General features: G+C 62.0%; 16 protein-coding genes and 1 tRNA gene. 9 read left to right on the top strand and 8 right to left on the bottom strand.

Annotated elements, in window-relative coordinates:
• Window positions 1-128 precede the first annotated feature (128 nt).
• On the top strand, window positions 129-2,261 hold the full coding sequence (locus FPB55_RS18855; protein WP_115294555.1) for a TonB-dependent siderophore receptor: 2,133 nt from the start codon (window positions 129-131) through the stop codon (window positions 2,259-2,261).
• 124 nt (window positions 2,262-2,385) lie between these two features.
• On the opposite strand, the gene FPB55_RS18860 is transcribed toward FPB55_RS18855, so the two are convergent.
• Window positions 2,386-2,475: transfer RNA gene (locus FPB55_RS18860), tRNA-Ser, on the bottom strand.
• 198 nt (window positions 2,476-2,673) lie between these two features.
• On the opposite strand from FPB55_RS18860, the gene FPB55_RS18865 reads away from it, so the two are divergent.
• The 3 genes from FPB55_RS18865 to FPB55_RS18875 all read left to right on the top strand — a co-directional run bounded on the left by FPB55_RS18865 (window position 2,674) and on the right by FPB55_RS18875 (window position 5,269).
• Window positions 2,674-3,363, top strand: a complete 690-nt coding sequence (locus FPB55_RS18865; RefSeq protein ID WP_144189030.1) for a crotonase/enoyl-CoA hydratase family protein — start codon at window positions 2,674-2,676, stop codon at window positions 3,361-3,363.
• 150 nt (window positions 3,364-3,513) lie between these two features.
• Window positions 3,514-4,233 carry a 1-acylglycerol-3-phosphate O-acyltransferase gene (locus tag FPB55_RS18870; RefSeq protein WP_115294556.1) on the top strand — a complete coding sequence of 240 codons (720 nt, stop codon included), beginning with the start codon at window positions 3,514-3,516 and terminating at the stop codon, window positions 4,231-4,233.
• A 64-nt stretch (window positions 4,234-4,297) separates the two neighbouring features.
• Window positions 4,298-5,269, top strand: a complete 972-nt coding sequence (locus tag FPB55_RS18875) for a magnesium and cobalt transport protein CorA (RefSeq protein ID WP_009684091.1) — start codon at window positions 4,298-4,300, stop codon at window positions 5,267-5,269.
• A 202-nt stretch (window positions 5,270-5,471) separates the two neighbouring features.
• Here FPB55_RS18875 and nadA read toward each other — a convergent pair whose 3' ends face one another.
• Together nadA and FPB55_RS18885 are read right to left on the bottom strand one after the other, a co-directional pair.
• Window positions 5,472-6,530: a quinolinate synthase NadA gene (nadA, locus tag FPB55_RS18880; protein WP_009684090.1), complete on the bottom strand. Its 1,059-nt coding sequence runs from the start codon at window positions 6,528-6,530 to the stop codon at window positions 5,472-5,474.
• 231 nt (window positions 6,531-6,761) lie between these two features.
• On the bottom strand, window positions 6,762-8,270 hold the full coding sequence (locus FPB55_RS18885; protein ID WP_115294557.1) for a YdgA family protein: 1,509 nt from the start codon (window positions 8,268-8,270) through the stop codon (window positions 6,762-6,764).
• Between the two features lie 446 nt (window positions 8,271-8,716).
• On the opposite strand from FPB55_RS18885, the gene FPB55_RS18890 reads away from it, so the two are divergent.
• From FPB55_RS18890 to FPB55_RS18900, 3 genes are all read left to right on the top strand, one after another.
• Window positions 8,717-10,069 carry an APC family permease gene (locus FPB55_RS18890; protein WP_009684088.1) on the top strand — a complete coding sequence of 451 codons (1,353 nt, stop codon included), beginning with the start codon at window positions 8,717-8,719 and terminating at the stop codon, window positions 10,067-10,069.
• Between the two features lie 64 nt (window positions 10,070-10,133).
• A complete protein-coding gene (locus FPB55_RS18895; RefSeq protein ID WP_144189032.1) occupies window positions 10,134-12,200 on the top strand; it encodes a methyl-accepting chemotaxis protein in 2,067 nt (688 codons plus the stop codon).
• A 145-nt stretch (window positions 12,201-12,345) separates the two neighbouring features.
• Entirely contained in the window at window positions 12,346-13,305 is a 960-nt protein-coding gene (locus tag FPB55_RS18900) for a cation transporter (protein ID WP_009684086.1), read from the top strand.
• A 96-nt stretch (window positions 13,306-13,401) separates the two neighbouring features.
• Here FPB55_RS18900 and FPB55_RS18905 read toward each other — a convergent pair whose 3' ends face one another.
• Window positions 13,402-14,784, bottom strand: a complete 1,383-nt coding sequence (locus FPB55_RS18905) for a DUF1329 domain-containing protein (RefSeq protein WP_144189034.1) — start codon at window positions 14,782-14,784, stop codon at window positions 13,402-13,404.
• Window positions 14,785-14,816: 32 nt separating this feature from the next.
• A complete protein-coding gene (locus FPB55_RS18910) occupies window positions 14,817-16,733 on the bottom strand; it encodes a DUF1302 domain-containing protein (protein WP_178097527.1) in 1,917 nt (638 codons plus the stop codon).
• A 291-nt stretch (window positions 16,734-17,024) separates the two neighbouring features.
• On the opposite strand from FPB55_RS18910, the gene FPB55_RS18915 reads away from it, so the two are divergent.
• On the top strand, window positions 17,025-17,693 hold the full coding sequence (locus FPB55_RS18915) for a TetR/AcrR family transcriptional regulator (RefSeq protein ID WP_115294561.1): 669 nt from the start codon (window positions 17,025-17,027) through the stop codon (window positions 17,691-17,693).
• Here FPB55_RS18915 and betB read toward each other — a convergent pair.
• The 3 genes from betB to FPB55_RS18930 form a co-directional block, all read right to left on the bottom strand.
• Window positions 17,669-19,138, bottom strand: a complete 1,470-nt coding sequence (betB, locus tag FPB55_RS18920; protein ID WP_047149757.1) for a betaine-aldehyde dehydrogenase — start codon at window positions 19,136-19,138, stop codon at window positions 17,669-17,671. The genes FPB55_RS18915 and betB overlap by 25 nt on opposite strands.
• 17 nt (window positions 19,139-19,155) lie before the next feature.
• Window positions 19,156-20,907, bottom strand: coding sequence for an amidohydrolase family protein (locus FPB55_RS18925; protein WP_054913439.1), 1,752 nt, complete (start codon window positions 20,905-20,907; stop codon window positions 19,156-19,158).
• Window positions 20,908-20,985: 78 nt separating this feature from the next.
• Entirely contained in the window at window positions 20,986-21,897 is a 912-nt protein-coding gene (locus FPB55_RS18930; protein WP_054913438.1) for a LysR family transcriptional regulator, read from the bottom strand.
• A gap of 105 nt (window positions 21,898-22,002) precedes the next feature.
• Between FPB55_RS18930 and argE the strand changes: the two genes are divergently transcribed.
• Window positions 22,003-23,310, top strand: a complete 1,308-nt coding sequence (gene argE, locus FPB55_RS18935; protein ID WP_225785996.1) for an acetylornithine deacetylase — start codon at window positions 22,003-22,005, stop codon at window positions 23,308-23,310.
• Window positions 23,311-23,346 lie beyond the last annotated feature (36 nt).

Here is a 23,346-nt window from a genome sequence, read left to right on the forward strand (position 1 = left end):
TGGCGCCAGCACAACGGCCAGGCGCATCTGCCTGACAGCGTGGCGCAACGCGTGAATCGTCTTGGGGTCAAGGCGGCTGGTAAGATGCCGCCTTTTTGCCGGCCTGTCGCGCCTTCAGGAGCCCCCGCATGCCCCCGCGTCCTCCCCGCCTGCCCCTGAGCCTGCTCGGCCTGGGCCTGGCCTTGCAGTGCCCTGTCGTGCTCGCCCAGGGCAGCGTGCTGCTGGCCCCGGTGCAGGTCGTCGATACCTACGCCAACGACGGCTACCAGGCCAGCGAGGCTGCAGTGGGTGGCTTCCAGCCCGCCCCTCTGCTCGACACCCCGGCTTCGATCAGTGTGTTCAGCCAGCCACTGCTGGAAGACCGCCAGGTGCGCATGCTCAGCCAGGTGCTGCAAAGCGACGCGTCGGTTGGCGAAAGCTATGCCCCCATCGGTTACTACGAAAACTTCAATGTGCGGGGCTTTGCGCTGAACGCGGCCAGCAGCTACCGCATCAACGGCCAGACCATCGCCGGCGAACAGAGCGTGGCCCTGGAGAACAAGCAGCAGGTGGAACTGCTCAAGGGGCTGTCCGGGCTTCAGAGCGGCGTAGCGGCCCCCGGCGGCTTGATCAACTACGTGACCAAGCGCGCTGAAGCGGTGCGCAGCCTTACGCTGTCGACCAACGAACAGGGCGAGCGCTACCTGGCCACCGACCTTGGCGGCTGGTTTGGCAGCGAACAGCAGTTCGGCCTGCGCGCCAACCTGGCCCATGAAGACCTGCGCTCGTACGTCGACCATGCCGATGGCCAGCGCAACTTCGCCTCGCTGGCCTTCGACTGGCAGATCAGCCCCGACGCCACCCTGCAGCTGGACGCTGAATACCAGCACCGCGAACAGCGCTCGGTGCCCGGTTACCAGTTGCTCGGCGGCAGCGTAGTGCCGCACGGCATCGACCCGGATGACCGGCTGGCCTACCAGCACTGGGCAAAGCCGGTGCAGAACGACTCGCTGAACCTGGGCGGGCGCTTCGAATACCGCTTCAACGACAGCTGGACCGGCACCCTCAGCGCTTCGCGCAGCAAGGTGGTGATCGATGACTACAGCGCGTTTGCCTGGGGCTCGAGTGAAGGCGCGTACTTCGGCAGCACGGGTGATTACGACATCTACGACTACCGCAGCCCAGACGACACCCGCCGCACCGACGAGGCCCAGGCCTTGCTCACCGGGCGCTTCGATGGCTTGGGGGTGGGCCACGAACTGACCGTGGGCAGCAGCGCCCAGCGGCGTACGCTGGACCAGCGCCCGTATTACAACGCGTGGCTGGGTACCGGCAACATCGACACCGGGGCCCCGGCTTTCGAGCCGTCCGACCAGCCGCTTGGCGCCAGCCAGCGCCGCCTGGACAGCCGCCAGTACGGCCTGTTCGTCAACGACAGCATCCGTTTCAACGACCAATGGCAAACCGTGCTGGGTGCCCGTGAGGTACGCCTGGACGAACAGACCTGGGACGAGACCGGCGTTGCCGGGCGCCATACCCGCCAATACCAGCTGCTGCCCAATGCTGCGCTCATCTACAAGCCGCAGCCGGAGACCACCGTGTATGCCAGCTACGCCAAGGGGTTGTCCGCTGGCGGGACGGCGCCCTGGTTCGCCAGCAACGCCGCCGAAATCCTCGCGCCGACAACGTCACACCAGCTGGAGCTGGGCCTCAAGCACGACTGGCAGGCGCTGAGCCTCAGCGCCGCGCTGTTTCAGATTCGCCAGGCCTACCAGTATGCGCGCCCCGACGGCGCCGGCAGCTTCACTTACGTGCAGCAAGGCCAGCAGAAGAACATCGGCCTGGAACTGGGTGCCAGCGGCTGGCTGACCCGCAGGCTGCAGGTGCAAGCCAGCGCAGCGGCCATTCGGGCGCGGGTGCAGGACAGCGGCACGCCCGACTATGAAGGGCACCAGGCGATCAACGTGCCACGCTTGCGCGCAGCCCTGCACGCCGAATACACCCTGCCGGTCGCAGGCTTGGCGCTGCTGGGCGGCGCACGCTACAGCGCCAGCAAGTATGCGAGCCAGGCGGGGAATGTGGCGGTTGGTGGGTACACGGTATTCGATGTAGGCAGCCGCTACCGCACGCGGGTCGGCGGGTATGACACTGTCCTGCGGCTGACGGTGGACAACCTGTTCGACAAGCGTTACTGGCGTGATGTGGGCGACTACCTGGGGGACAACTACCTGTTCCAGGGCGCGCCGCGCACTGCCCGGCTGTCAGCTTCGGTCAGTTTCTGATATTCAGGGCCGCTTGCGGCCCATCGCCGGCATGCCCGCTGCCACAGGGGCTGTGCAGCCGGCCCTGTGGGCCTTGAAACAAAAAGCCCCCGGGCTGTTCAGCACGGGGGCTTTTCGTAGAATGTGGCGGTGAAGAAGGGATTTGAACCCTTGATACGATTTCTCGTATACACACTTTCCAGGCGTGCTCCTTCGACCACTCGGACACTTCACCGTTTCTCTTCAAGCCTTGCGGCCCGTCGAGGTGCGCTAATTTAGTGAAAGCGCTCCCCTTTGGCAAGCATTTTTTTCAGTTTTTTCATGTATTTGCACCAGAGCCCGGCTGGGCGCTGACCGACCAGTCAGCCTTGCTGCTTTACCTTGCCCATCGCGCTGGGTAACGTCGGTGCCACGCCAACAAAAGGACTCTGCCATGAGCGAGCTGATTACCTACCACGCCGAAGACGGCATCGCCACCCTGACCCTGAACAACGGCAAGGTCAATGCCATCTCGCCGGAGGTAGTCAGCGCGTTCAATGCCGCGCTGGACCGCGCCGCCGAGGCCCGCGCAGTGGTGATCATCACCGGGCAGCCGGGCATTCTGTCGGGCGGCTACGACCTCAAGGTGATGACCCGCGGCCCACAGGAAGCCGTCAGCCTGGTCACCGCCGGGTCCACCCTCGCCCGCCGCCTGCTGGCTCACCCCTTCCCGGTGGTGGTCGCCTGCCCGGGCAATGCCGTGGCCAAGGGCGCCTTCCTGCTGCTGTCGGCCGACTACCGCATTGGCGTCGAAGGGCCGTACAAGATCTGCCTGAACGAAGTGCAGATCGGCATGACCATGCACCACGCTGGCATCGAACTGGCCCGCGACCGTCTGCGCCGCTCGGCCTTCCACCGGTCGGTGATCAACGCCGAAGTGTTTGACCCGCATGCGGCGGTGGATGCCGGCTTCCTCGACAAGGTGGTGCCCGCCGAACAACTGCAGGAAGCGGCGCTGAACGTGGCGCGGGAATTGAAGAAACTGAACATGCTGGCGCACAAGAACACCAAGCTGAAGGTGCGCAAAGGGCTGCTCGAGGCCTTGGACACCGCCATACAACTGGACCAGCAGCCTATGGGTTGACCCTGCTGGCCGCTACGCGGGTCGGGCGTACCTGATCCCGCGCAGGGGCGGGCTCACCCGCGAAGTGGCCAGCACAGGCTGATACCGGTATTTGCCCCAACCAGTGCACAGCCGTACACTGCCCAGCGACTGTCTGGTGTGAGTCGTACCATGCTTTATTCATTGCGCATGCTCCTGCTGGCGCTGCACTTTCTCGCTGTTGGCGTCCTGGGCCTGGCCATTGGCTTGTGCCGCCCCTTCAACCCCGACAACAGCCGCCTGTTCGCCCGCCTTTACAGCCGGCCGGCCACCTGGCTGCTGCGCATCAAGGTCAAGGCCGAGGTCGGCCCGCTGTGGGACCAACCGCCCGGTTGCGTGATCGTGGCCAACCACCAGTCCAACTTCGATCTGTTCGTGCTGGGCCAGGTGGTGCCGCAGCGCACGGTCGCCATCGGCAAGAAAAGCCTGGGCTGGATACCGTTGTTCGGTCAGCTGTTCTGGCTGGGCGGCAACGTGTTGGTCGACCGCAACAATGCCTACCAGGCGCGCAAGGCCCTGCAGAAGACCACCCGGGTGCTGCAGAACGACACCTCTATCTGGATTTTCCCCGAAGGCACACGCAATGCCGGCGAGCAGTTGCTGGCGTTCAAGAAAGGCGCGTTTCACATGGCCATCGAGGCCGGCGTGCCGATCGTGCCAGTGTGCGTCAGCCGCTATGCCCGGCGCCTGAGCCTGAACAGCTGGCGCCGCCGCACCGTGATCGTGCGCTCGCTGCCGCCCATTGCCACCGCGGGCCTGACCCAGCAGGACCTGCCAGCACTGATGGAGCAGTGCCGTGTGCAGATGCAACAGTGCATCGAGCGCATGGAAGGGGAACTGGGCAAGGGCTAGGTTGCTCTTCAGCCGTCTACAGCCCAAGCTATGAACCGTGTTCAACCGGAATAAGCGGGCAACCATGGGTCGAGTAGTGGCGTCAGCGGTGTACAGCGCCGGCCGGAAGGTCACCAACATCAGCATCGACGAGGGCAGCGAGTGGGCACGCAAGCCTGGGCATTTTGTCTGGATCGGCCTGGAAGAGCCCAACGCCGAGGAACTGGCCACCCTGCAATGCCAGTTCAACCTGCACGAACTGGCCATTGAGGATGCCCTGGAAAAGCACAGCCGGCCCAAGCTCGAGACATTCGGCGACGCGCTGTTCATCGTCACATACTCGCCGGTACGTCACGAAGGCAAGCTGGAGTTCATCGAAACCCACATCTTCGCCGGCAACGGCTACATCATCACCTGCCGCAACGGCCACTCCAAATCCTATGCCATGGTGCGCCAGCGCTGCGAGGCTCGGCCCTTGCTGCTGGAGCACGGTGAGGACTTCGTGCTGTACGCCCTGCTCGACTTCGTCACCGAAAACTACCAGCCAGTCAGCGAAGCCATCCATGGCGAGATCGAAGCGCTGGAGCAGAGCGTGCTGGGTGGCTCACTGCAAGAGGACGACATTCGCCGCCTGCACAGCCTGCGCCGCGATATCCTGCGCCTGCGCCGCTACGTGGCGCCCATGGTTGAGGTCAGCGAAGAGCTGCAGCGCCTGAGCTTCCCGTTTATCGACAAGAACATGCGCCCGTATTTTCGTGATGTGCAAATCCACGTCACACGGCAGATGGAGGACTTGTCGGGCATTCGCGACATTGCCAGCCAGACCATCGAGATCGGCATGTTCCTGGAGTCGTCACGGCAAAGCATCGTGCAACGCAAGTTTGCCGCGTGGGCGGCGATCCTGGCGTTCCCCACGGCGATCGCCGGGGTGTATGGGATGAACTTCCAGAATATGCCGGAGCTGAGCTGGCATTACGGCTATTTTGCGGTGTTGGGGGTGATTGCTGCGGGGTGTACCGGGTTGTATGCCAGTTTCAAGAGGTCGGGCTGGCTATAAGCCGCTTGAGGTCCATCGCGACACAATGCCGCTACGGGCACCGGCGTTGCCGGCGTGGGAGCGGGCGTGCCCGCTCCCACAATGAATCGCGCAGGCTTTTCAATTTTTCAGAAAGACAGTTGCGCCTACATCGGTAGCGTGAGCTTTAAGAAGCAGGCGACGCAGTGGCTGTGCTGGGGCCGCCGAGCGGCTTCCGGCAATCTCAGGCGTTACCGGAAAGCTTGAGCCGCGCCGCCTGGGTGAAGTCCAGCATGCGGTTCAATGGCTTGATCGCCTTGGGCACCAACGCGGGGTCGACAAAAATCTCATCCCCCCCATTGCGCAGGCAGTGCAGCACGCGCTCGAGGGTGTTCATGGCCATCCACGGGCAGTGCGCGCAGCTGCGGCAGGCGGCGCCGTTGCCGGCAGTAGGCGCTTCGACGAATACCTTGTCCGGGCACAACTGCTGCATCTTGTAGAAGATGCCGCGGTCGGTAGCAACGATGAAGGTCTTGTTCGGCAAGGTCTGCGCGGCCTTGATCAACTGGCTGGTGGACCCCACCGCATCCGCCAACTCGATCACCGCTTCCGGTGATTCGGGGTGCACGAGGATGGCGGCGTCCGGGTACAACGCCTTCATGTCGGCCAACTGGCGCGACTTGAATTCTTCATGGACGATACAGGCACCGTCCCACAACAGCATGTCGGCACCGGTCTGCTTCTGGATGTAACGGCCCAAGTGCTGGTCCGGGCCCCAGATGATGGTTTCGCCGTTGTCCATCAGGCTCTCGACGATTTCCAGTGCGCAGCTGGAGGTCACTACCCAGTCGGCACGGGCCTTCACCGCAGCGGAGGTATTGGCATACACCACCACGGTACGCTCCGGGTGCTGGTCGCAGAACGCCGAAAACGCTTCGACCGGGCAGCCCAGGTCGAGCGAACAGGTGGCCTCCAGGGTCGGCATCAGCACGCGCTTTTCCGGGGTGAGGATTTTTGCCGTTTCGCCCATGAAGCGCACACCGGCCACGATCACCGTTTCGGCTGGGTGGTTCTTGCCAAAGCGGGCCATTTCCAGCGAGTCGGACACGCAGCCGCCGGTTTCTTCGGCCAGCGCCTGAATGACCGGGTCGCAGTAATAATGGGCGACCAGCACAGCGTTCTGGGCCTTGAGCTCGGCAGCGATGGCCGCACGGTATTCGGCCTCCTGCTCGGCTGTCAGCGGGTTGGGCTGCTTGGCGTCGAGGTGGGCCTGAACCAACAGGCGTTCGGAAATCTGGGTCATGATCGCTGGACCTGCAGGCGCGCGTGCGCATCAAATCGAGTGTATCACCCGGCCCTGACAGATCGGCTAAGGGTGCCGGACGGCGCAGGCCGCCACGGCCCTCTGCGGGCGCGGATTATTATCGGAGGCCGAAGGCTACAGAGAATCCAGCGATTACTAAAGGGGTTTTTGTGTTGCCGGCGCTGGCCTGTTCGCGGGTGAAGCCACCAGGAGACCAGCGCCGGATAACGATCACCCCCGCGGCGACAGCGCTGCGAGGTGCGCGGCCATCAGCATGGCGAATTCTTCCACGGTCATCTTCTGCCCATTGAAATCGACCATGCCATCGGCATAGTGCAGGCTGCTGACCACATCATCGCCCTGCACGGTGGCCAGGCCGCTCTGCACGGCCATCATGCCGACCATCTCCCCGGCCTGCCCCGACTGCATGGCGATCGCCTGGGCATCGGTTTGGCCATCGAGCAGCGCTTGCAGTGTCGCCAGGTCGCCAATCATGGGTTTGGACAGCGAGAGCTTGCTCTTCACCTCGGTGACGACCTGTTTGCTCAGTTGGTCCGGCGGCAGGTCGAAGCTGGCCGGCGCGGCGAAGTCCATCGCCAGGTTGAAGCGGCTCTCGCCGTTGGCGGTCTTGAACGACAGGTTTTCCACCGCCACCTTGGGCTTGGCCGCCAGCAGTTGCCGCAGGTCGCCCTGGAAGCGGGCCTTTTCAGCGTCGTCCATCTGGATTTGCGGCACCGGCTGGCCGGCAGCAGCGGCAGCTTCGAACTCCGGCAGGTGCGACTGGTACCACTTCGACAAGGCCTGCAGCGCCGGGGCATTGACCGAGGTGATGCTGACCGCCATTTGCGCCTTGCCCACCGCGCGGCCGTCCCAACTGATGTCCCCGACCTTGTACTCCACGCGGCCGCCCACGGTGTCGGGGGTTTCAAGACTCTGCAGGGCATACTGCTCCACGCCCTTGACCAGCAGGACCTGCTGTTTTGGCCCTAGCGTGACCTTGGCCTCGGCCAACAACAGGTCGACGTTGCCCACGTAGATATTGTCGTACGGCGTGGCCGCCAGGTTGCCACCAAGCTTGAGGCCCTGAAGCTCGAATGTGGCCGGTGGCTGGTCGTCGTTCACCAGCTTCATCAGCAAACGGTCGGCATGGCCGTGGAACTTGGAGGCCTTGCCGTCCTTGTCGCCACTGACCTCCAGTTGCATCCCCGAAAAATCGAGGCGGTTGCCGTCTGCCTTGTCGAGCTTGAGCGGCGCCAGTTGAATCCGGCTGACCACATCCCCCCCGTAACCCAGGCTGGTCTGCGCGCTGAGCGGCACCTTGCCGCCAGCAGCGTCGAACCAAGGCGCGACGGCATCGTCCTTCTGCAACGTGCTGTTGCTGACGGCCATCACCGGCACCAGCTTCAGCGCCTTGACCCGCGACCAGGGGAATGGGCCGTGCTCGATGTGGTCGGTCACGCCCACGTCGAAGTTGATCACCTCGCCTTCACCCACGTTGATGTCGCGGGCCTTGAGCCGGTACTGGGCAGTACTGCTGAAGAAGTGCTGCTCCAGCGACACCCGCTCGATACGCAGGCTGCCACCGGTGGTGACCAGGGCCTTTTGCAGCTCGGCGTTGCTGCGGGCAAGCGCGTTGTCCAGCTCGGCTGGCAACTGCTTGCCGGTGTACCAGGCGCCAGCGGTGGTTGCGACGGCGATGGCAACCGCCAGGCCGGAAAGAATGCCAACTGATTTCTTCATGAATTGAACCGATTGCTGTCCGTAAGGGCTGGGTAGGCGGCCACGGGCCACACAGAGTACGAAGAATATCACCCCCGCAGGCACGGGACGCAGGCCAAAGTGCCGAAATCCTGCCTTTCGGAAGCATCTAACAAACCGATTGACCACATGACCGAATCGTTGATTTTTTCGAACACACAAATTGATCAGAACCGCAAAAAACCGCGTAAAAACCGAATAAAATCCACTTAATATCGATAAATATTTCAATGTTGTAACGTCTTGTCATGTTTAACTTGACACCCACCTACCCATCGTTTTTTATTTTCACCACTTTGCGCGCCCCCTCGCGCCTTCCGCTGCTCCAACATAAAAGGTGAACAACATGGAGCCCACCCGCTCGCCCTTGCCGCATGCGCCATACCCCGTGCCCGCCGTTCGCGCCCAGCAACAGGAGCCATGCCAGCATGCAGCATGACCCTAGCGCTGCCAGCAACGGCCAACTTCGCAAAACCCTGCGCCTGTGGCACGTGATCATCATTGGCCTGGCCTACCTGACACCGATGACGGTATTCGACACCTTCGGCATCGTCAGCGGGATAACCGCCGGCCACGTGCCCAGCGCGTACATCCTGGCGCTGGCCGGCATCCTGTTCACCGCAGTCAGCTATGGCACCCTGGTGAAACGCTTCCCGCAGTCGGGTTCGGCCTACACCTACACCCAGCGCGCGATCAACCCGCACGTGGGTTTCCTAGTCGGCTGGTCGTCGTTACTGGATTACCTGCTGCTGCCAATGGTCAATGCCCTGCTGGCCAAGCTGTACCTCTCGGCGATGTTCCCGGAAGTACCCGCATGGGTGTGGGTAGCCGCTTTCGTGACCCTCATCAGCCTGATCAACATGCGCAGCGTGAACCTGGTGGCGCACTTCAACCTGCTGTTCGTGGGCGTGCAGGTGGCGATCATCGCCGTGTTCATCTACCTGTGCGTGCGTGGCCTGCACCACGGTGAAGGGCTTGGCACGGCCTGGAGCCTGATCCCGTTCGCCGACGGTCAGACCCAGTTCAGCGCACTGGCCGCCGGCGCGACCATCCTGTGCTTCTCGTTCCTGGGCTTTGACGCCGTCACTTGCCTGTCCGAAGAAACCCGCGACCCGGGCAAGACCATCCCGCGGGCGATCTTCCTCACCGCCCTGATCGGTGGCGTGGTGTTCATCACCGTGTCGTACTTCATCCAGGCCTACTTCCCGACCATGGCGCGTTTCCATGACCACGAGGCGGCCCTGCCGGAAATCGCCCTGTATGTCGGGGGCAAACTGTTCCAGTCGGTGTTCATTGCCTGCACGGTGATCAACACCATCGCCTCGGGCCTGGCCTCGCAGACCAGCGTGTCGCGCCTGCTGTACGTGATGGGCCGCGACAACGTGATCCCGGCCCGCGTTTTCGCCCGCCTGCACGCACGCTACAAGACACCGGTACTGAACATTGCCGTGGTCGGCATCATTTCGCTGTCGGCGATCTTCTTCGACCTGGTGACTGCCACCTCGATCATCAACTTCGGCGCGCTGGTGGCGTTCAGTTTCGTCAACCTGTCGGTGATCAACCATTGCTACCTGCGCGAGGGCAACCGCAAGGGCCTGGCCAACCAGCTGAAGTACCTGGTACTGCCCACCATCGGCTTCTGCATCATCGTTTCGCTGTGGCTGGACCTGAATGCCCACTCGCTGATCTTTGGCGGTATCTGGGCTGCGCTCGGCCTGCTGTACCTGGGCTGGCTGACCAAGGCGTTCCGCTCGGCGCCCCCCAACTACGTGCCTGAATGACCCACGCTACCCACAACGCCCGCGCCTGGCCGCGGGCGTTGCAGTGTTCGAAAAGGAAAGCTCCATGCTGCTGCGCCGCCTCTCCATCCAATGGAAGATCACCTTGCTGGCCGGCCTTTGCCTGCTGGCCATCGTCGCCTTGCTGGTGGCCACCTCGCTGACTCAGGCACAGCGCAGTGCCACGCTGGTCAACCAAGCCAACACCGCCATGCTCGACAGCAGCGCGCGGCAGCGCCTGGAGGCCCATGCCGAAACCCAGGCCCTGCGCATTCAGCGCTACTTCATGGACGCTTATCAATACGGCAATGGCTTTGCCCGCCTGGTGCAAGTGCTGCAAGCCCGAGGTGGCAACGACCTGCGCGCCGAACTCACCCGCCAGGCGCGAGCCAGCCTGGCCGGCAAACCTGACATGATCGGCCTGTACCTGGTGTTCCAACCCGATGCACTGGACCAGCAAGACAGCCAGTACCGCGGCCAGGACGCGGTGGGCAGCAACGAGAGCGGGCGCTTTTCGCTGTACTGGTCGCAGCCGCGCCCGGGCACCCTGGAGCGCGAAGCCATGCCAGAAGCGCTGCTCGGCGACGCCAGCATCGGCAGCAACGGCGCGGCGAAAAACCGCTGGCTGACCTGCCCACTGGAGACCGGCAAAACCTGCCTGCTGGAACCGTATCTGGACGAGGTCAACGGCAGCCAGGTACTGATGACCAGCATCGCCCTGCCCTTGCTGGAACATGGCAAAGTGGTGGGCGTGGTCGGCCTGGATATCAGCCTGGACAACCTGCAGCAACTGAGCACAAACGGCCGCCGCGAGCTGTTCGAGGGTCAGGGCCAGGTGAGCATCGCCAGCGCGGCCGGCCTGCTGGCAGGCAATAGCCGCGACGCCAGCATGCTCGGCAAACCCGTTGAGCCTGCAGTTGCCGCTGGCCAGTTACGGGTTGCGCACCCCTTCACGCCCATTCCCGACGCCGCCCCGTGGCAGGTATTGCTGGAAGTGCCGGAAAGCGTGCTGCAGGCGCCCGCGGTAGCCCTCAATCAGCGCCTGGATGCGCACAACCAGCGTGCCAACCTGACCAGCCTGCTGATCGGCCTGGGCGCGGCAGTGCTGGGCTTGCTGCTGGTGTGGCTCACGGCCCGCGGGGTAACCCGCCCGATCCTGGCGGTGGCTGCCCGGCTTGAAGACATCGCCAGCGGCGAAGGCGACCTTACCCGCCGCCTGGACTACGCCCGCCAGGACGAACTGGGCCAGCTCAGCGCGTGGTTCAACCGCTTCCTCGACAAACTGCAGCCGGTCATCGCCCAGGTCAAAGGCTCGCTGCAGGAGGCCCGAGGCACCGCCGACCAGTCGGCAGCCATCGCCAGCCAGACCAGCGCCGGCATGCAGCAGCAACACCGTGAAATCGAGCAAGTGGCCACCGCGGCCAACGAAATGAGCGCCACCGCGCTGGATGTCGCCCATAACGCCGCGCAGGCGGCCCAGGCGGCACGTGCCGCCGACCAGGCCAGCCAGGAAGGCCTGCAGTTGATCGACAGCACCCGCCAGGGCATCGACCGGCTGGCACTGGACATGGACACGGCCATGGCCGACGCACGCGCCCTGGAGGGCCGCAGCACTCAGATCGGCACGGTACTGGAAGTCATCCGTACCATCGCCGAGCAGACCAACCTGCTGGCACTGAATGCGGCCATTGAAGCAGCCCGTGCCGGGGAAGCCGGCCGTGGCTTTGCCGTAGTCGCCGACGAGGTGCGCGGGCTGGCACAGCGCACGCAGGTGTCGGTGGAGGAAATTCGCCAGGTCATCGAAGGTTTGCAGCAAGGCACCCAGGATGTCGTGGGCGCCATGCACGAGGGCCAACGCCAGGCGCAGGCCAGTGCTGCACGCATGGAGCAGGCCCTGCCGGCACTGCAACGCATTGGCGAGGCGGTGGCGGTGATCAGCGACATGAACCTGCAGATTGCCTCGGCCGCGGAGGAACAGAGCGCAGTGGCCGAAGAGGTGAACCGCAACGTAGCCGGCATTCGCGACGTTACCCAATCGCTGGCAGGCCAGGCAGACGAGGCGGCTCGCATCAGCCAGGCCTTGAACCGGCTGGCCAACCAGCAACAAGCGCTCATGGAGCAGTTCCGCGTCTAATCTGTAAGGGCTTCTTCGCGGGTAAACCCGCCCCCACAGGGACCCGCACTGGCCTTTGAAGCCATGCCCCTCTGTAGGAGCGGGTTCACCCGCGAAGAGGCCCTCACAGGCACCACAGCATCATCGTTTTTGCCGAGCACACCTTATGCAAACCGCCCCCCGATCCTCGTTCTTCGACATCGCCAGCGAACAGGGCCTGCTGCGCACCTCGATCGCCGTCACCCTGTTCATCGCCAGCATCGGCATCGCTTTCGGCGTGGCCTCCGGGTCGTTCTCGATCATGTTCGATGGCGTTTACTCACTGGTCGACGCCAGCATGAGCGGCCTGTCGCTGGTGGTGGTCAAGCTGATCACCTCGCATACCACCAGCGTGCAGATGTCGCGCAAGCTGCGCGAGCGTTTCACCATGGGCTTCTGGCACCTGGAGCCGATGGTGCTGGCACTCAATGGCATCCTGCTCAGCGGCGTGGCGGTCTATGCCCTGATCAACGCCGTCAGCAGCCTGCTGCAGGGCGGCCGACACCTGGAGTTCGGCATTGCCATGGTCTACGCGGTAGTGACCGTGATCTGCTGCGTGACCATCGCCCTGGTCGAGGCCCGCGCCAACCGCCAGCTGAAGTCGGACTTCGTGGCCATGGACGTCAAGGGCTGGGTGATGTCGGCCAGCATCACCGCTGCGCTGCTGATCGCCTTCTGCTTTGGTTACGCGGTTCAGGGAACCTCATGGGAGTGGGTATCACCGTACATCGACCCGGCGGTACTGGCGCTGGTGTGCCTGGTGATTGTGCCGCTGCCGATGGCGGTGGTGCGCCAGGCCCTGGCGGACATTTTCCTGGTCACCCCAGGCGACCTCAAGCTGCACGTGGACGAAGTGGCCAAGGCCTTTGTCGCCCGCCACGGGTTGCAGTCCTACCGTGCCTATGTTGCCAAGGTCGGGCGCTCACGCGAGATCGAGCTGTACTTCATCGTACCCAAGGCCATGGCAGCGAAGACCATCGATGAATGGGACGCGTGGCGCAACGAGATTGGTGAAGCCGTGGGCGGTGAAGGGCCGAACCGCTGGTTGACGGTGGTGTTCACGGGCGACCCGGAATGGGCGGAATGAGCTTTCGAGAATGCCGGGCTGGCATGGCACGGCCAGCCCTGCATCTGAAACCCTGCGGCACCGCCCGCCACGGGCAGAGCCGCCTGGCGGCACGTGTCAGCGGTTGCCCATGCGCTGCAGGGTTGCAGGCTTGTAGCGGTCTTCGGAGGGCACTGGCTGGCTGAAGTCGAGCGTTTTGCTTTCCTCGTTTTCCAACTTCTGAACCATGTAGCGGCGCGCCTGCAAATCATAGAATGCGTCGACGGTGGTCCAGGTGGTGGGCACGTTGTAGAAATTGCTCATGTAGCCTATCGATACCCGCCACAGTTCGCCGTGGCTGTCATAGCGGTCGGCAAGCGCGATTTGCCAGTTGTCTTCGTCGAGGTAGAACACCCGTTTCGAGTAGATATGCCGCGCCGTTGGCCGCAACGTGCCCTCTACCACCCACACCCGGTGCAACTCGAAGCGGGTCGGCGCACTGAGCAGGTGGCCGGGCTTGATGATGTCATCGTACTTGTACTGCGGGCTGGCGATTCGATAGTTGTTGTAGGGAATGTAGATTTCTTTCTTGCCGACCAGCTTCCAGTCATAGCGATCGGGGGAGCCGTTGAACATATCACGGTCATCAACGGTGATCAGGCCATCGGAACCGCTGTCCGGCGTGTCGTAGGAGATGGTAGGGGCGCGACGCACCCGCCGCAGCCCTGGCACGTAGCCCCAGGCCATGCGTGGCTCCGCCACCTGGTTCAGCGTTTCGTATACCAGCGACGCCTCACCCGCCATACGGGCCGGGCTACGGGCGGCACTGAGGTAATAGAAGAGGATGTTGTTCAGCGTCGAGTAACTGCCGCCTTTGACGTAGTACTTGAACAGGACGTCCTGGTCATAAGTGGCCAGGCTGTACTGCCCATTGGCTTGAACGGTGGCTTCCGAGAGTTTGCGGACCACATAGGTACCGCGGTAGCGAGCGATATGGTTCCACAGGGCCTCCACGCCGCTTTGCGGGATCGGGAACGGGATACCGCCAAATGCGTGGATGAAGCCGTTGCCGCCTTCGGCCAGCTCCGCCGTGGTCGCGTTTTGCCGGGTGTTGTCGTACACCCACTGTGGCTCGGCAGCACTGCGGCGAGTGGTATAGACCGGGTAAGACATGGTTTGCGGGTAGGCTTTGAGCAGGGCGATCTGCCCGGGGCTCAGTTTGCTTTTGTACTGCTCGACATTTTCCGCGGTGATGGTGAACAACGGTTTGTCGTCCGGGTACGGATCAACGTAATGCTGGCCTGGCACGTAACCGGCCGGGGGTTTGCTCAGGCCGCCGGTCCAGGCGGGGATGCTGCCATCGGCGTTGCCCGCGGTTTCGCCGCCCAGGGGGGTAAGGTCTTTACCCAGCCGGCTTGCCTGTTGTTCGGACACAGCGGCGTGTGCTGCGCCGAAGGCGAACAGCATAGCGGTGCCAACGACGAGAGAAAGACACTTGGCATGCTTGACGTAGTATTTCATGGTTAGCCCTGCTTGAAAGAATGAATACCTCGTTAGAACGAGTACTTCACGTCCATGCTGACGTTGTCCCTGTCACGGATCAGGTTGCTTTGCCCCGCACCGGTAAACAGGGTGTATTGCAGGCCGGCTTCAAAGCGGCTCAGGTAATCAGCCTTGACGCCGAAGGTGTAGCCTTTTCGGCCTTCCATGAAACTCCCGGTCAGGTCGGAGTTGCCTTTGAAGTTGTTGGTGTGGACGAAGAACGGCGAGAGGTTCACGCCAGCGTATACGTTGGTCCAGGTGCCCTGCATGCTGAGCGTGTAGCCATACGCCTCGCGGGTCATGGGGTTGTCGGTGGTGTCTGGGGTGCCGGCGAACTTGCGCTTTACCGGGGTGGGGTTGTACCCGGTATAACTCAAGTCGCTGCCGTGGTAGGACTGGGTCGCGATTTCGGCAATGCCGACCAACGAGTTGAAGCCCAACGACGGGCCAAAGTTGTAGATGGTGCCCAGCGAGGCGTTGATCGACTCGACACGCTCGTAGTTGGAATAGACCCCGCCCCGGCAGAACGGCTTACCGCCCAGCGAGGCACACGCCTGCGCGCCGCCGAGGTTGGCGTCGTACAGCCCCGACGTACCCGCCACGCCTTGCGCGAGAAGGTCACCCACCAGGTCGTTGGTTGCACTGATTGCAATCGGCAGATTCGGCCGATAGGAAATTTCACCGAAAACCGACGCATTGTTTATCGTGGTATTGAAGCTGAGGCCGTACATGCGAACGTCCTCGACATACTCACGGCGCACATTGGCATTCTGTGACAGGTCCAGGGTTGCCAATGCCCGGGCGGCGCTGGGGCCGATTAGCGAATCAAGCGTGGTCAGATCGACGCCACGGTAGGCGCCGGTGTCGATCTGCTGTACGGGCTCCTTGGTGTGGTAATTGGCAAAGTAGAAGCCGAAGTCGGTGGCATTCAAGGCCTCGGCAATATAGTGCAGGCTAATACCGTATTGCCCGCTGGCCCGAGCCTTGTCGTCCGACTGCACATTGCTGACCTTGAAGATGCCCGTGGCGGGGTCGAGGTAGCGGCTGGCATTGTAGGGGCCTTGGCCAAGGCCGCCCGGGATCTGGGTGGCCATGCCGTACGCTGCCATTGCCGGAATCAATGCAGGGACCTGGGCGTACGCAGTGTTGCCACCCGGCCCGAAGATATCGGTGGTGGAGTAGTAGCTGCCAACCGGGTCAAGCGCCGTTTCTTTCCATTTCAACTGGTAGTAAGCGTCCATGGACAGGTTGTCGGTCAGGCCGAAATTCAGGCTCAGCGCCTCAACCGGCACAAGCACTTCCCTGACCTGAGAGCCAGGCAAGCGGTACTTGACCGCATCCACGGGGTTCGAAACGCTCACGCCTCGATAGAACAAGGACTCACCCCAGTTGAACACCTGCCTGCCGAAACGCACCGTCAGGGGGTGATCGGCCACGTCCCATGCCCCGTATACGTAGGCATCCAGAATGTCGGCAGAGCGGCCGGCGAGGTGTCGGGTACTGCGGGTAAAGCTGTCATCCTTTGGATAATTCTGGCTAGGCTCTACCACCGCCGGGTTGTTGTAGTAGTCACTGCGTTTATCCATTATCTGCGTGTCATAGAACGCCGACCCACGAACGAACAGCCCATAATTCTGGTACTTGGCCTCAAGCTCCGAGGTCAGTTTGAACACCTGCGAAACAAGCCCGGTATCGAAGTTGCGGTTGCCGTCGTTGCCATTGAGCGCATCGTTGTTTTTCGCCTGGCCTTGAACTCGCCATACCTGGCCGAAAGACACGGTATTATCCAGGGTGCCGGTGATATCGCCATCGGCGAGGGCAAATTCGAGCGCTGCAGCGGGCTGGGTGAAGGTGATAGCTGACGCAAAGCCGAGCCATGCAACCCTGCTTTTCGACCCACAAGGGTCAGCAAAACGGAAAGGTTTCATCAGTACTGCTCCTGGGATGTCTTTTTGTTTTTTTACGCACCGGAGTGACGCGACCAGAGCAAGGTCCAAACTCGAATTATCTGACGATGCATGTCATCAAGATGCGTCCAAGGCTGGCTGCTGTCAATCGTCTAGCGGCGCTGACCATTCAGTTTCGTACGCGGCTTTGTTGCTTAAATCAGTGCCTTTTTCCGTGACTGAACGGCACAGCGCTGTGCGAAAGAGCCGCGCTTGTCGTGATTTAAAAATTTTGACTACAATGGAATTCAGTTTATTAGAAGGGTGGCCACAATGAGCAAAACCTCCGGGGGTGCCGAGCGCTCCTACCGTGGCGTCAGCCAAGAGCAGCGCATCAAGGCCCGCCGGGAGGCCTTCATGAAGGCGGGGATGCAGCTGTTCGGCACCCAGGGCTACCGCGCCACGACCGTGCGCGACCTGTGCAGCGAGGCGAAACTCACCGATCGGTACTTCTACGAGTCCTTCGAGGGCACGGAAGAGCTGCTGTGCGCGGTGTACGTATCGATCATGGACGACCTGGAACAACGCCTGAACCAGCTCTACCAGGACCACGACCAGGTACAACAGCACGCAGGCCGCAAGTTCCTCGCCACGTTTTTCGAGGCCATGCAGGACCCGCTGGTGGCGAAAATCGTATTGGTCGAAGTGCTCGGGGTAAGCCAACGCGTCGACAACCTCTACCAGCAGAACAACTTGCGCTTCTGCAACTTCCTGTTGTCCGCGATCAACCGCACCTACGGTGGCTTCAAGCCGGTCGCCTCGGAACTGTACATGTGCATGGGCATACTCGGGGCAATAAACCAGATTGCCGTTTACTGGACCTTGAGCCAATACCGGGACCCTGTGAACGTGCTGATCGACACAGGGCTTGCCCTGATCGAAGGCTGCGCCAAGGTGCCTGGCGCAGCCCTGTACGATCAGCAGGGTGGGAAAACGGACTGATAGCTGCCCAGTTCAATGAATACCGATTTGGTCCGCGTGTGCTCGAGCAGTGCCTCGATGCCGTTCTCCTGGCCGATACCGGACAGCTTGCTGCCGGAAACGGGCATTTGAGGCGGCACCTGGCCCCAGGTATTGACCCAGCAGATACCCGCCTCCAGCGCGTGCACGATACGGTGCGCCTGGGAGATGTTCTGGGTTACCACGCCGCCCGCCAGGCCTAGTACCGAGGCATTGGCACGCGCGATCACCTCTTGCTCGCTGTCGAAGGTCAACAGGCTCATCACCGGCCCGAATATCTCTTCCTGAACAATCTGCATGTCGTCGCTGCAGTCCGTAAACACAGTCGGAAGCAAGTAACTGCCTGCCGCGAACGCCTGCCCTGCCGGCAGGTGCCCGCCACACAGCAATGTCGCGCCGGCGTCGCGACCGCTTTGAATGTAGGCCAGCACTTTTTCGCGGTGCGCCTGGCTGACCAAAGGGCCGAACCGCGTGCGCGGGTCACTGGGGTCGCCAATCGCAATATTTTCAACCCGTTTCAGGATTGCGCGCTGCAGCCTGGCCTGGATAGCGCGGTGCACGAACACCCGCGTACCACTGGTGCACACCTGGCCGCTGCTGAAGAAGTTAGCCATTACCGCAATATCTGCCGCTCGCTCGATATCGGCGTCGGGCAGAATGATCAACGGTGATTTGCCACCCAGTTCCATGGTGACCTTCTTCAGTGTGCCGGCGGCGCTGGTCATCACTTTCATGCCGGTCGCGACGCTCCCGGTGAACGAAATCTTGGCGATACCTGGGTGCTCGCTGAGCGCCTTGCCCACGGCCTGATTGCCTTGCAGCACATTGAACAACCCTGCGGGTACGCCAGCCTCGACCAGCAGTTCGGCCAGGCGCAGGGTGGACAAGGGTGTCAACTCGCTGGGCTTGAACACCATGGCATTGCCAGCCGCAAGCGCGGGCGCCAGCTTCCACATGGCGATCTGAAGGGGGTAGTTCCAGGCGCCTACCCCGGCCACCACACCCAGCGGTTCTCGTCGGGTATAGGTGAACGCTGTTTCGCCCACAGGTGACTGCCGGCCTTCGATAGCCGCCATCAAGCCGGCAAAGTAGCGCATGACCGCTACCCCGCCTTTGATGTCGACCCTGGAGGTATCGAAGATTGGCTTGCCGGTATCGAGGGTTTCCAGCTGCGCCAGTTCGTCATTGCGCAGCAAGATCAGCTTGGCTGCATCCAGCATTATCGCAGTGCGCTCAGCCACCGGAAGCTTGACCCACTCGCGTTGCGCCGCGCTGGCCGACAGCACGGCGTCGTCGACCTGCCCTGCGCTGGCTTGCTCGACAGTGGCCAACAGCTGGCCGTTGGCTGGGTTGATCGAGTCGAATGTGCTGCAACCGCTGGCGTAGACCTGCCTGCCATCGATGAACTGCCCTATGGTTCTGTGCATGTTGGTGATCCTCTTGCTCAGGCAGGCTGAGTACGGGCCGGCAGGAATTTGCCATAGTGGTGCGCTACGCCAAGGTCCTTGGCGAACCCACCGTCCCTGGCATAGGCCACTCGCCCATTGACCAACGTGGCCAGCACTGCCTGGTCGTTGCGGTTGACCAACCGCCTGAGCGGGGTATTTTCGATGAGGTCTTCGCTGACCGCGTCCAGGTCACTGTTCAAGCCCTGGGGGTCAACGATGGCGATATCTGCCCGGGCGCCAGGCCTCAGCCTGCCTGCGTCCAGCCCGTACCAGTCGGCCAGTTCGGAAGTGACACGCGCCACCCCCTCGCCCACGCTCATGAAGTGGTTACCTTCCAGGTGGGCATCGCGGATATATTTCAGGAAGCGCAACGGGAAATTGTAGAAAGCCAGGCCACGAATATGCGCCCCGGAATCAGCGAAGCCGACATGGACGCTGCGGCTGCGCATGAGTTTGTGCATGACCTCGACCCGGCTGTTGCCCATAAGCGTGGTCCAGACAAGCTCGGATTTGTACTGCACCGCCAGATCGAGGAAGCAGTCGATAGGGTCCTGCTCGCGCGACCTGGCGATTTCGCCGAAATTGCGGCCAACCAGGTTTGGGTCCGGGCAGGCTGTGACATAAGCGTCGGAAAAGTCGCGTTGCCAGAGCCCTACTTTCAATACGCTGCCCAAACCCTGTTTGAATAATTCACGGAACTCGGGCTTGGTGGCTTCTGCGTACTGGTCCTCTTCGTTCTTCAGGTTGCGCAGCACCAGGCCGCCGGCAAATTCGTCGAAATTGTTGAAATTCAGCCCCGCGCTGTAGACCCGCAGTGGCGCCGGTAGAAACTGCCATTTGAGGTTGCCGCGCAGCAGCTTTTGGGTAACCCAGCCACTCAGGCGAACCATCTTCTGCAGGCTGGGCTTCACCTTCAGGTCCAGCGCCGTGAGCAACGTGGTTTTCAGCTTTGGCCGGAACCAGCCCGAGGCAGCGAACATCAGGCGTACCGCACTGGAGGGCTCGGCCACATCCGGGGCGCCCTGCAGGATCGCCCCGCGAGCGCGCAGCCGTTTGAACAGCCGGGCCATTTCGGCCCAGCTGGCAAAGGTCGAGGGCAGTGGGCGCGACCATGCACGTTCGCCGGCCACCCGGTCGATCTTGGTTTTCATGACCGACAGGCCAAGGAACCCCTGGTCCAAAGCTTCATCGAGCAGGGCCTCCATGCTGCGCAGTTCCTGCTCGGTCGGTGGCCGCGGCGTGGTGGCCTCGAGCAACCCCATGGCGGCAGCCCTGATATCGGAGTGGCCGATGTAGCACGCCACGTTCGGCCCTAACGGCAACCCTTCGAGGAAGGTGCGGTACTGGGCCGGCGATGACCAACGCTTATGTGTGGTCAGCAGGTCCAGTACATGGTCATGCGGGATGGACTCCACACGGCTGAACAGATCCGCGCAATCCTGCGCCGAAGCTGAAACCATGCTCAGCGAACAAAGACCCGTCGCCACGGTGGTGACACCGTGGCGGATGGATTCTTTCAATGCAGCAGAACTCAATATCTCCGCATCGTAGTGCGAGTGCATTTCCAGAAAACCGGGCATCACCCAGCAACCTTTCGCATCCAGTACCGCTGCCGCCACTGCCGGGTCAAGTGCTGATGCACTGACGGCAACAACACGCCCGTCCTGGATGCCAACATCCGCCGCGACGCCATTGTGGCTGACGCCATCGAAGACCAGGCCGTTCTTGATGATCAGGTCATAATGCATATTATTGTTCTCACATTTTGACTACGCTTGTCATCAGAATACAGACGCGACTTGCCCTGTCAAGTGCCATACTTGCGTTTACTTGAAAGCCTGCATCTGCGTTGTCAGCACTTGCAGCATACGCGCAGCCGCCGAGGACAACCGGCGCCCAACACGCGTTACCACGTGGGCTTCGGCCGTCAGGAAAAGTGGATGGCCCACATCCCGGCACAGCAGTTCCCCAGCGTCCAGCTCTGCTTTTATGGCGAATGCCGGCAGGAAGGCGATACCCAGCCCTGTCTTGGCGAACTGGGTGAGCGTGGCGATCGAGTTGGTGGTCATCACCGGGTCGAACCTGACTTTCTCGGCCAGCTCCAGCACATCCACCAGTTGCCTGACGCCATGCGTGGAATAGGTGACCGCCAGCGGATAGTCCAGCAACTCACGGGCACGCAGGGGCCCGTCGCCCTTGCGCAGCGGCGAGTCGGGGCTGAAGATCACTTTCATCGGCTGCACACGGCAGGCGCGAGAGACCAATTTGGGGTGGGTCGGCGGGTTGTAGACCAGCCCGATCTCGGCGTCGTCTTCCAGCACCTTGCGAATCAGCTCGTTGGTACCCGCCGAGTCGAGGCTGATTTTCACGCCTGGGTAGGCTTTGCAGAACCGCGGCAAGGGACCGTTGAGGATGTCGTTGACGAACCCCTCACCCAGAACCAGGCTCACGTGGCCGGTTTTCATCTCCCGAAGCGACTGAAGCCGGCCCAGAAGGTCACCGAGATGCGCCTCCTGTTCGCGGTGAAACTCGATGACCTGCTTGCCCGCCTCCGTCAGCGCCACGCCCCGGCCACGCCGCTCGAGCAATACCGTCGCCAGTTCGGCCTCCAGCAGCTGGATCTGCCGGGTGACCGCCGATGGGGCGACGTTCAGCAGGTCGGCAGCCGCGCGAATGCTGCCGCAACGGGCAGCTTCGTGGAAATAGGCAATGCGTGAAAGGTTGATCAGTCGACTCATGCCGCGCCCTCGTTGATCTAACAATCAGAACAAAAAACAAGCTGACATTGATTGTAGTCACTTTCTAGGCGTCATAGCATCAACCCGGCAGGTGTACCTGCAGCCTTGCAGAACTTCAATAATGCAGGCGGTTGGCCGCACGCGATGATTCAAACGTGGGCATTGGTGCTCGGCAAACTCGCGCCATCCACCGCCGCGCCCACCCAATGCCGATGTACTTTGAATGAAGACCATAAGATGACTTCTGCTAATTTTTGCACTGCCTACCCATGGGTCGAGCGGCTCATCAGCATGGATACAACGAGCGCACTGTCGAACTTGGGGTTGATAGAAGTGGTGCGCGACTACTTCAAGTCTTACGGTATCGACAGCACCCTCATCTACGACCGTGACGGGCGCAAGGCCAACTTGTTCGCCACGGTCCCTGCGTGTGACGGGTCCACGACCGGCGGGTTGGTCTTGTCCGGCCATACCGATGTGGTTCCGGTCACCAGCCAGGCCTGGGCGTCCGACCCTTTCTCACCGACCGTACGCGACAACAAGCTGTACGGACGTGGCGCATGCGACATGAAGGGCTTCATTGGAGTCGCTCTGGAACAGCTGCCGAATATGCTGCGCACCGCGTTGAAAGCGCCGCTGCATTTTGCGCTGTCATATGATGAAGAGATCGGCTGTGCCGGTGCCCCCTCAATGGTGCAAGACCTGGTCAAGCGCGGCGTTGCACCGCAGGGTTGCATCGTTGGCGAGCCCACCGGCATGGGCATCGTCGTTGCCCACAAGGGCATCAATGCCTACCGCTGCAAGGTCAAAGGGCATGCTGCGCACTCGTCGCTGCAACCGGCCGGGGTGAACGCCATCGAGTATGCCGCGCGGCTGATTACCTTCATCAGCGACCTCGCACGGCAGTCTTCACATCACGGCCCGTTCGATGAGGGTTTCGACGTACCGTTCAGTACCGCGCAAACAGGCACGATCAGTGGCGGCATAGCAATCAATACGATCCCGGAACACTGCGAGTTTCAGTTCGAGTTCCGCAACCTGCCAGGCGTCGACCCCGAATCGATATACGCAAAAATAACCCGCTACGCCGAAGAGGTGCTTCAGCCGGAGATGAAGTCACGCGTGCATACCGCAGGAATCGTCTTCGAAAAAATCTCCAGGGCACCCGCGTTGAGCCCCAGCGAAAAAGAAGCAATCTGCACGCTGATTGCCGGCTTGCGGCAAGACACCCGTGTACGCCGGGTTTCCTATGCCACCGAGGCAGGCTTATTTCAGGAAGTTGGCGTGCCCACCATCGTTTGTGGGCCCGGCTACATCGAGCAGGCACACAAGGCCAATGAATACGTGTCGCTCGAGCAACTGGACCTTTGCAATAGCTTCCTGAACAAGCTGGTGCTCAGCCAGCAGGTTTGACACTGGCTGGCGGCCTTGACCGATCAATAACAACAA

This window comes from Pseudomonas sp. BJP69 (genome assembly GCF_007633355.1).
In the GTDB taxonomy this organism is placed as follows: Bacteria; Pseudomonadota; Gammaproteobacteria; order Pseudomonadales; family Pseudomonadaceae; genus Aquipseudomonas; species Aquipseudomonas juntendi.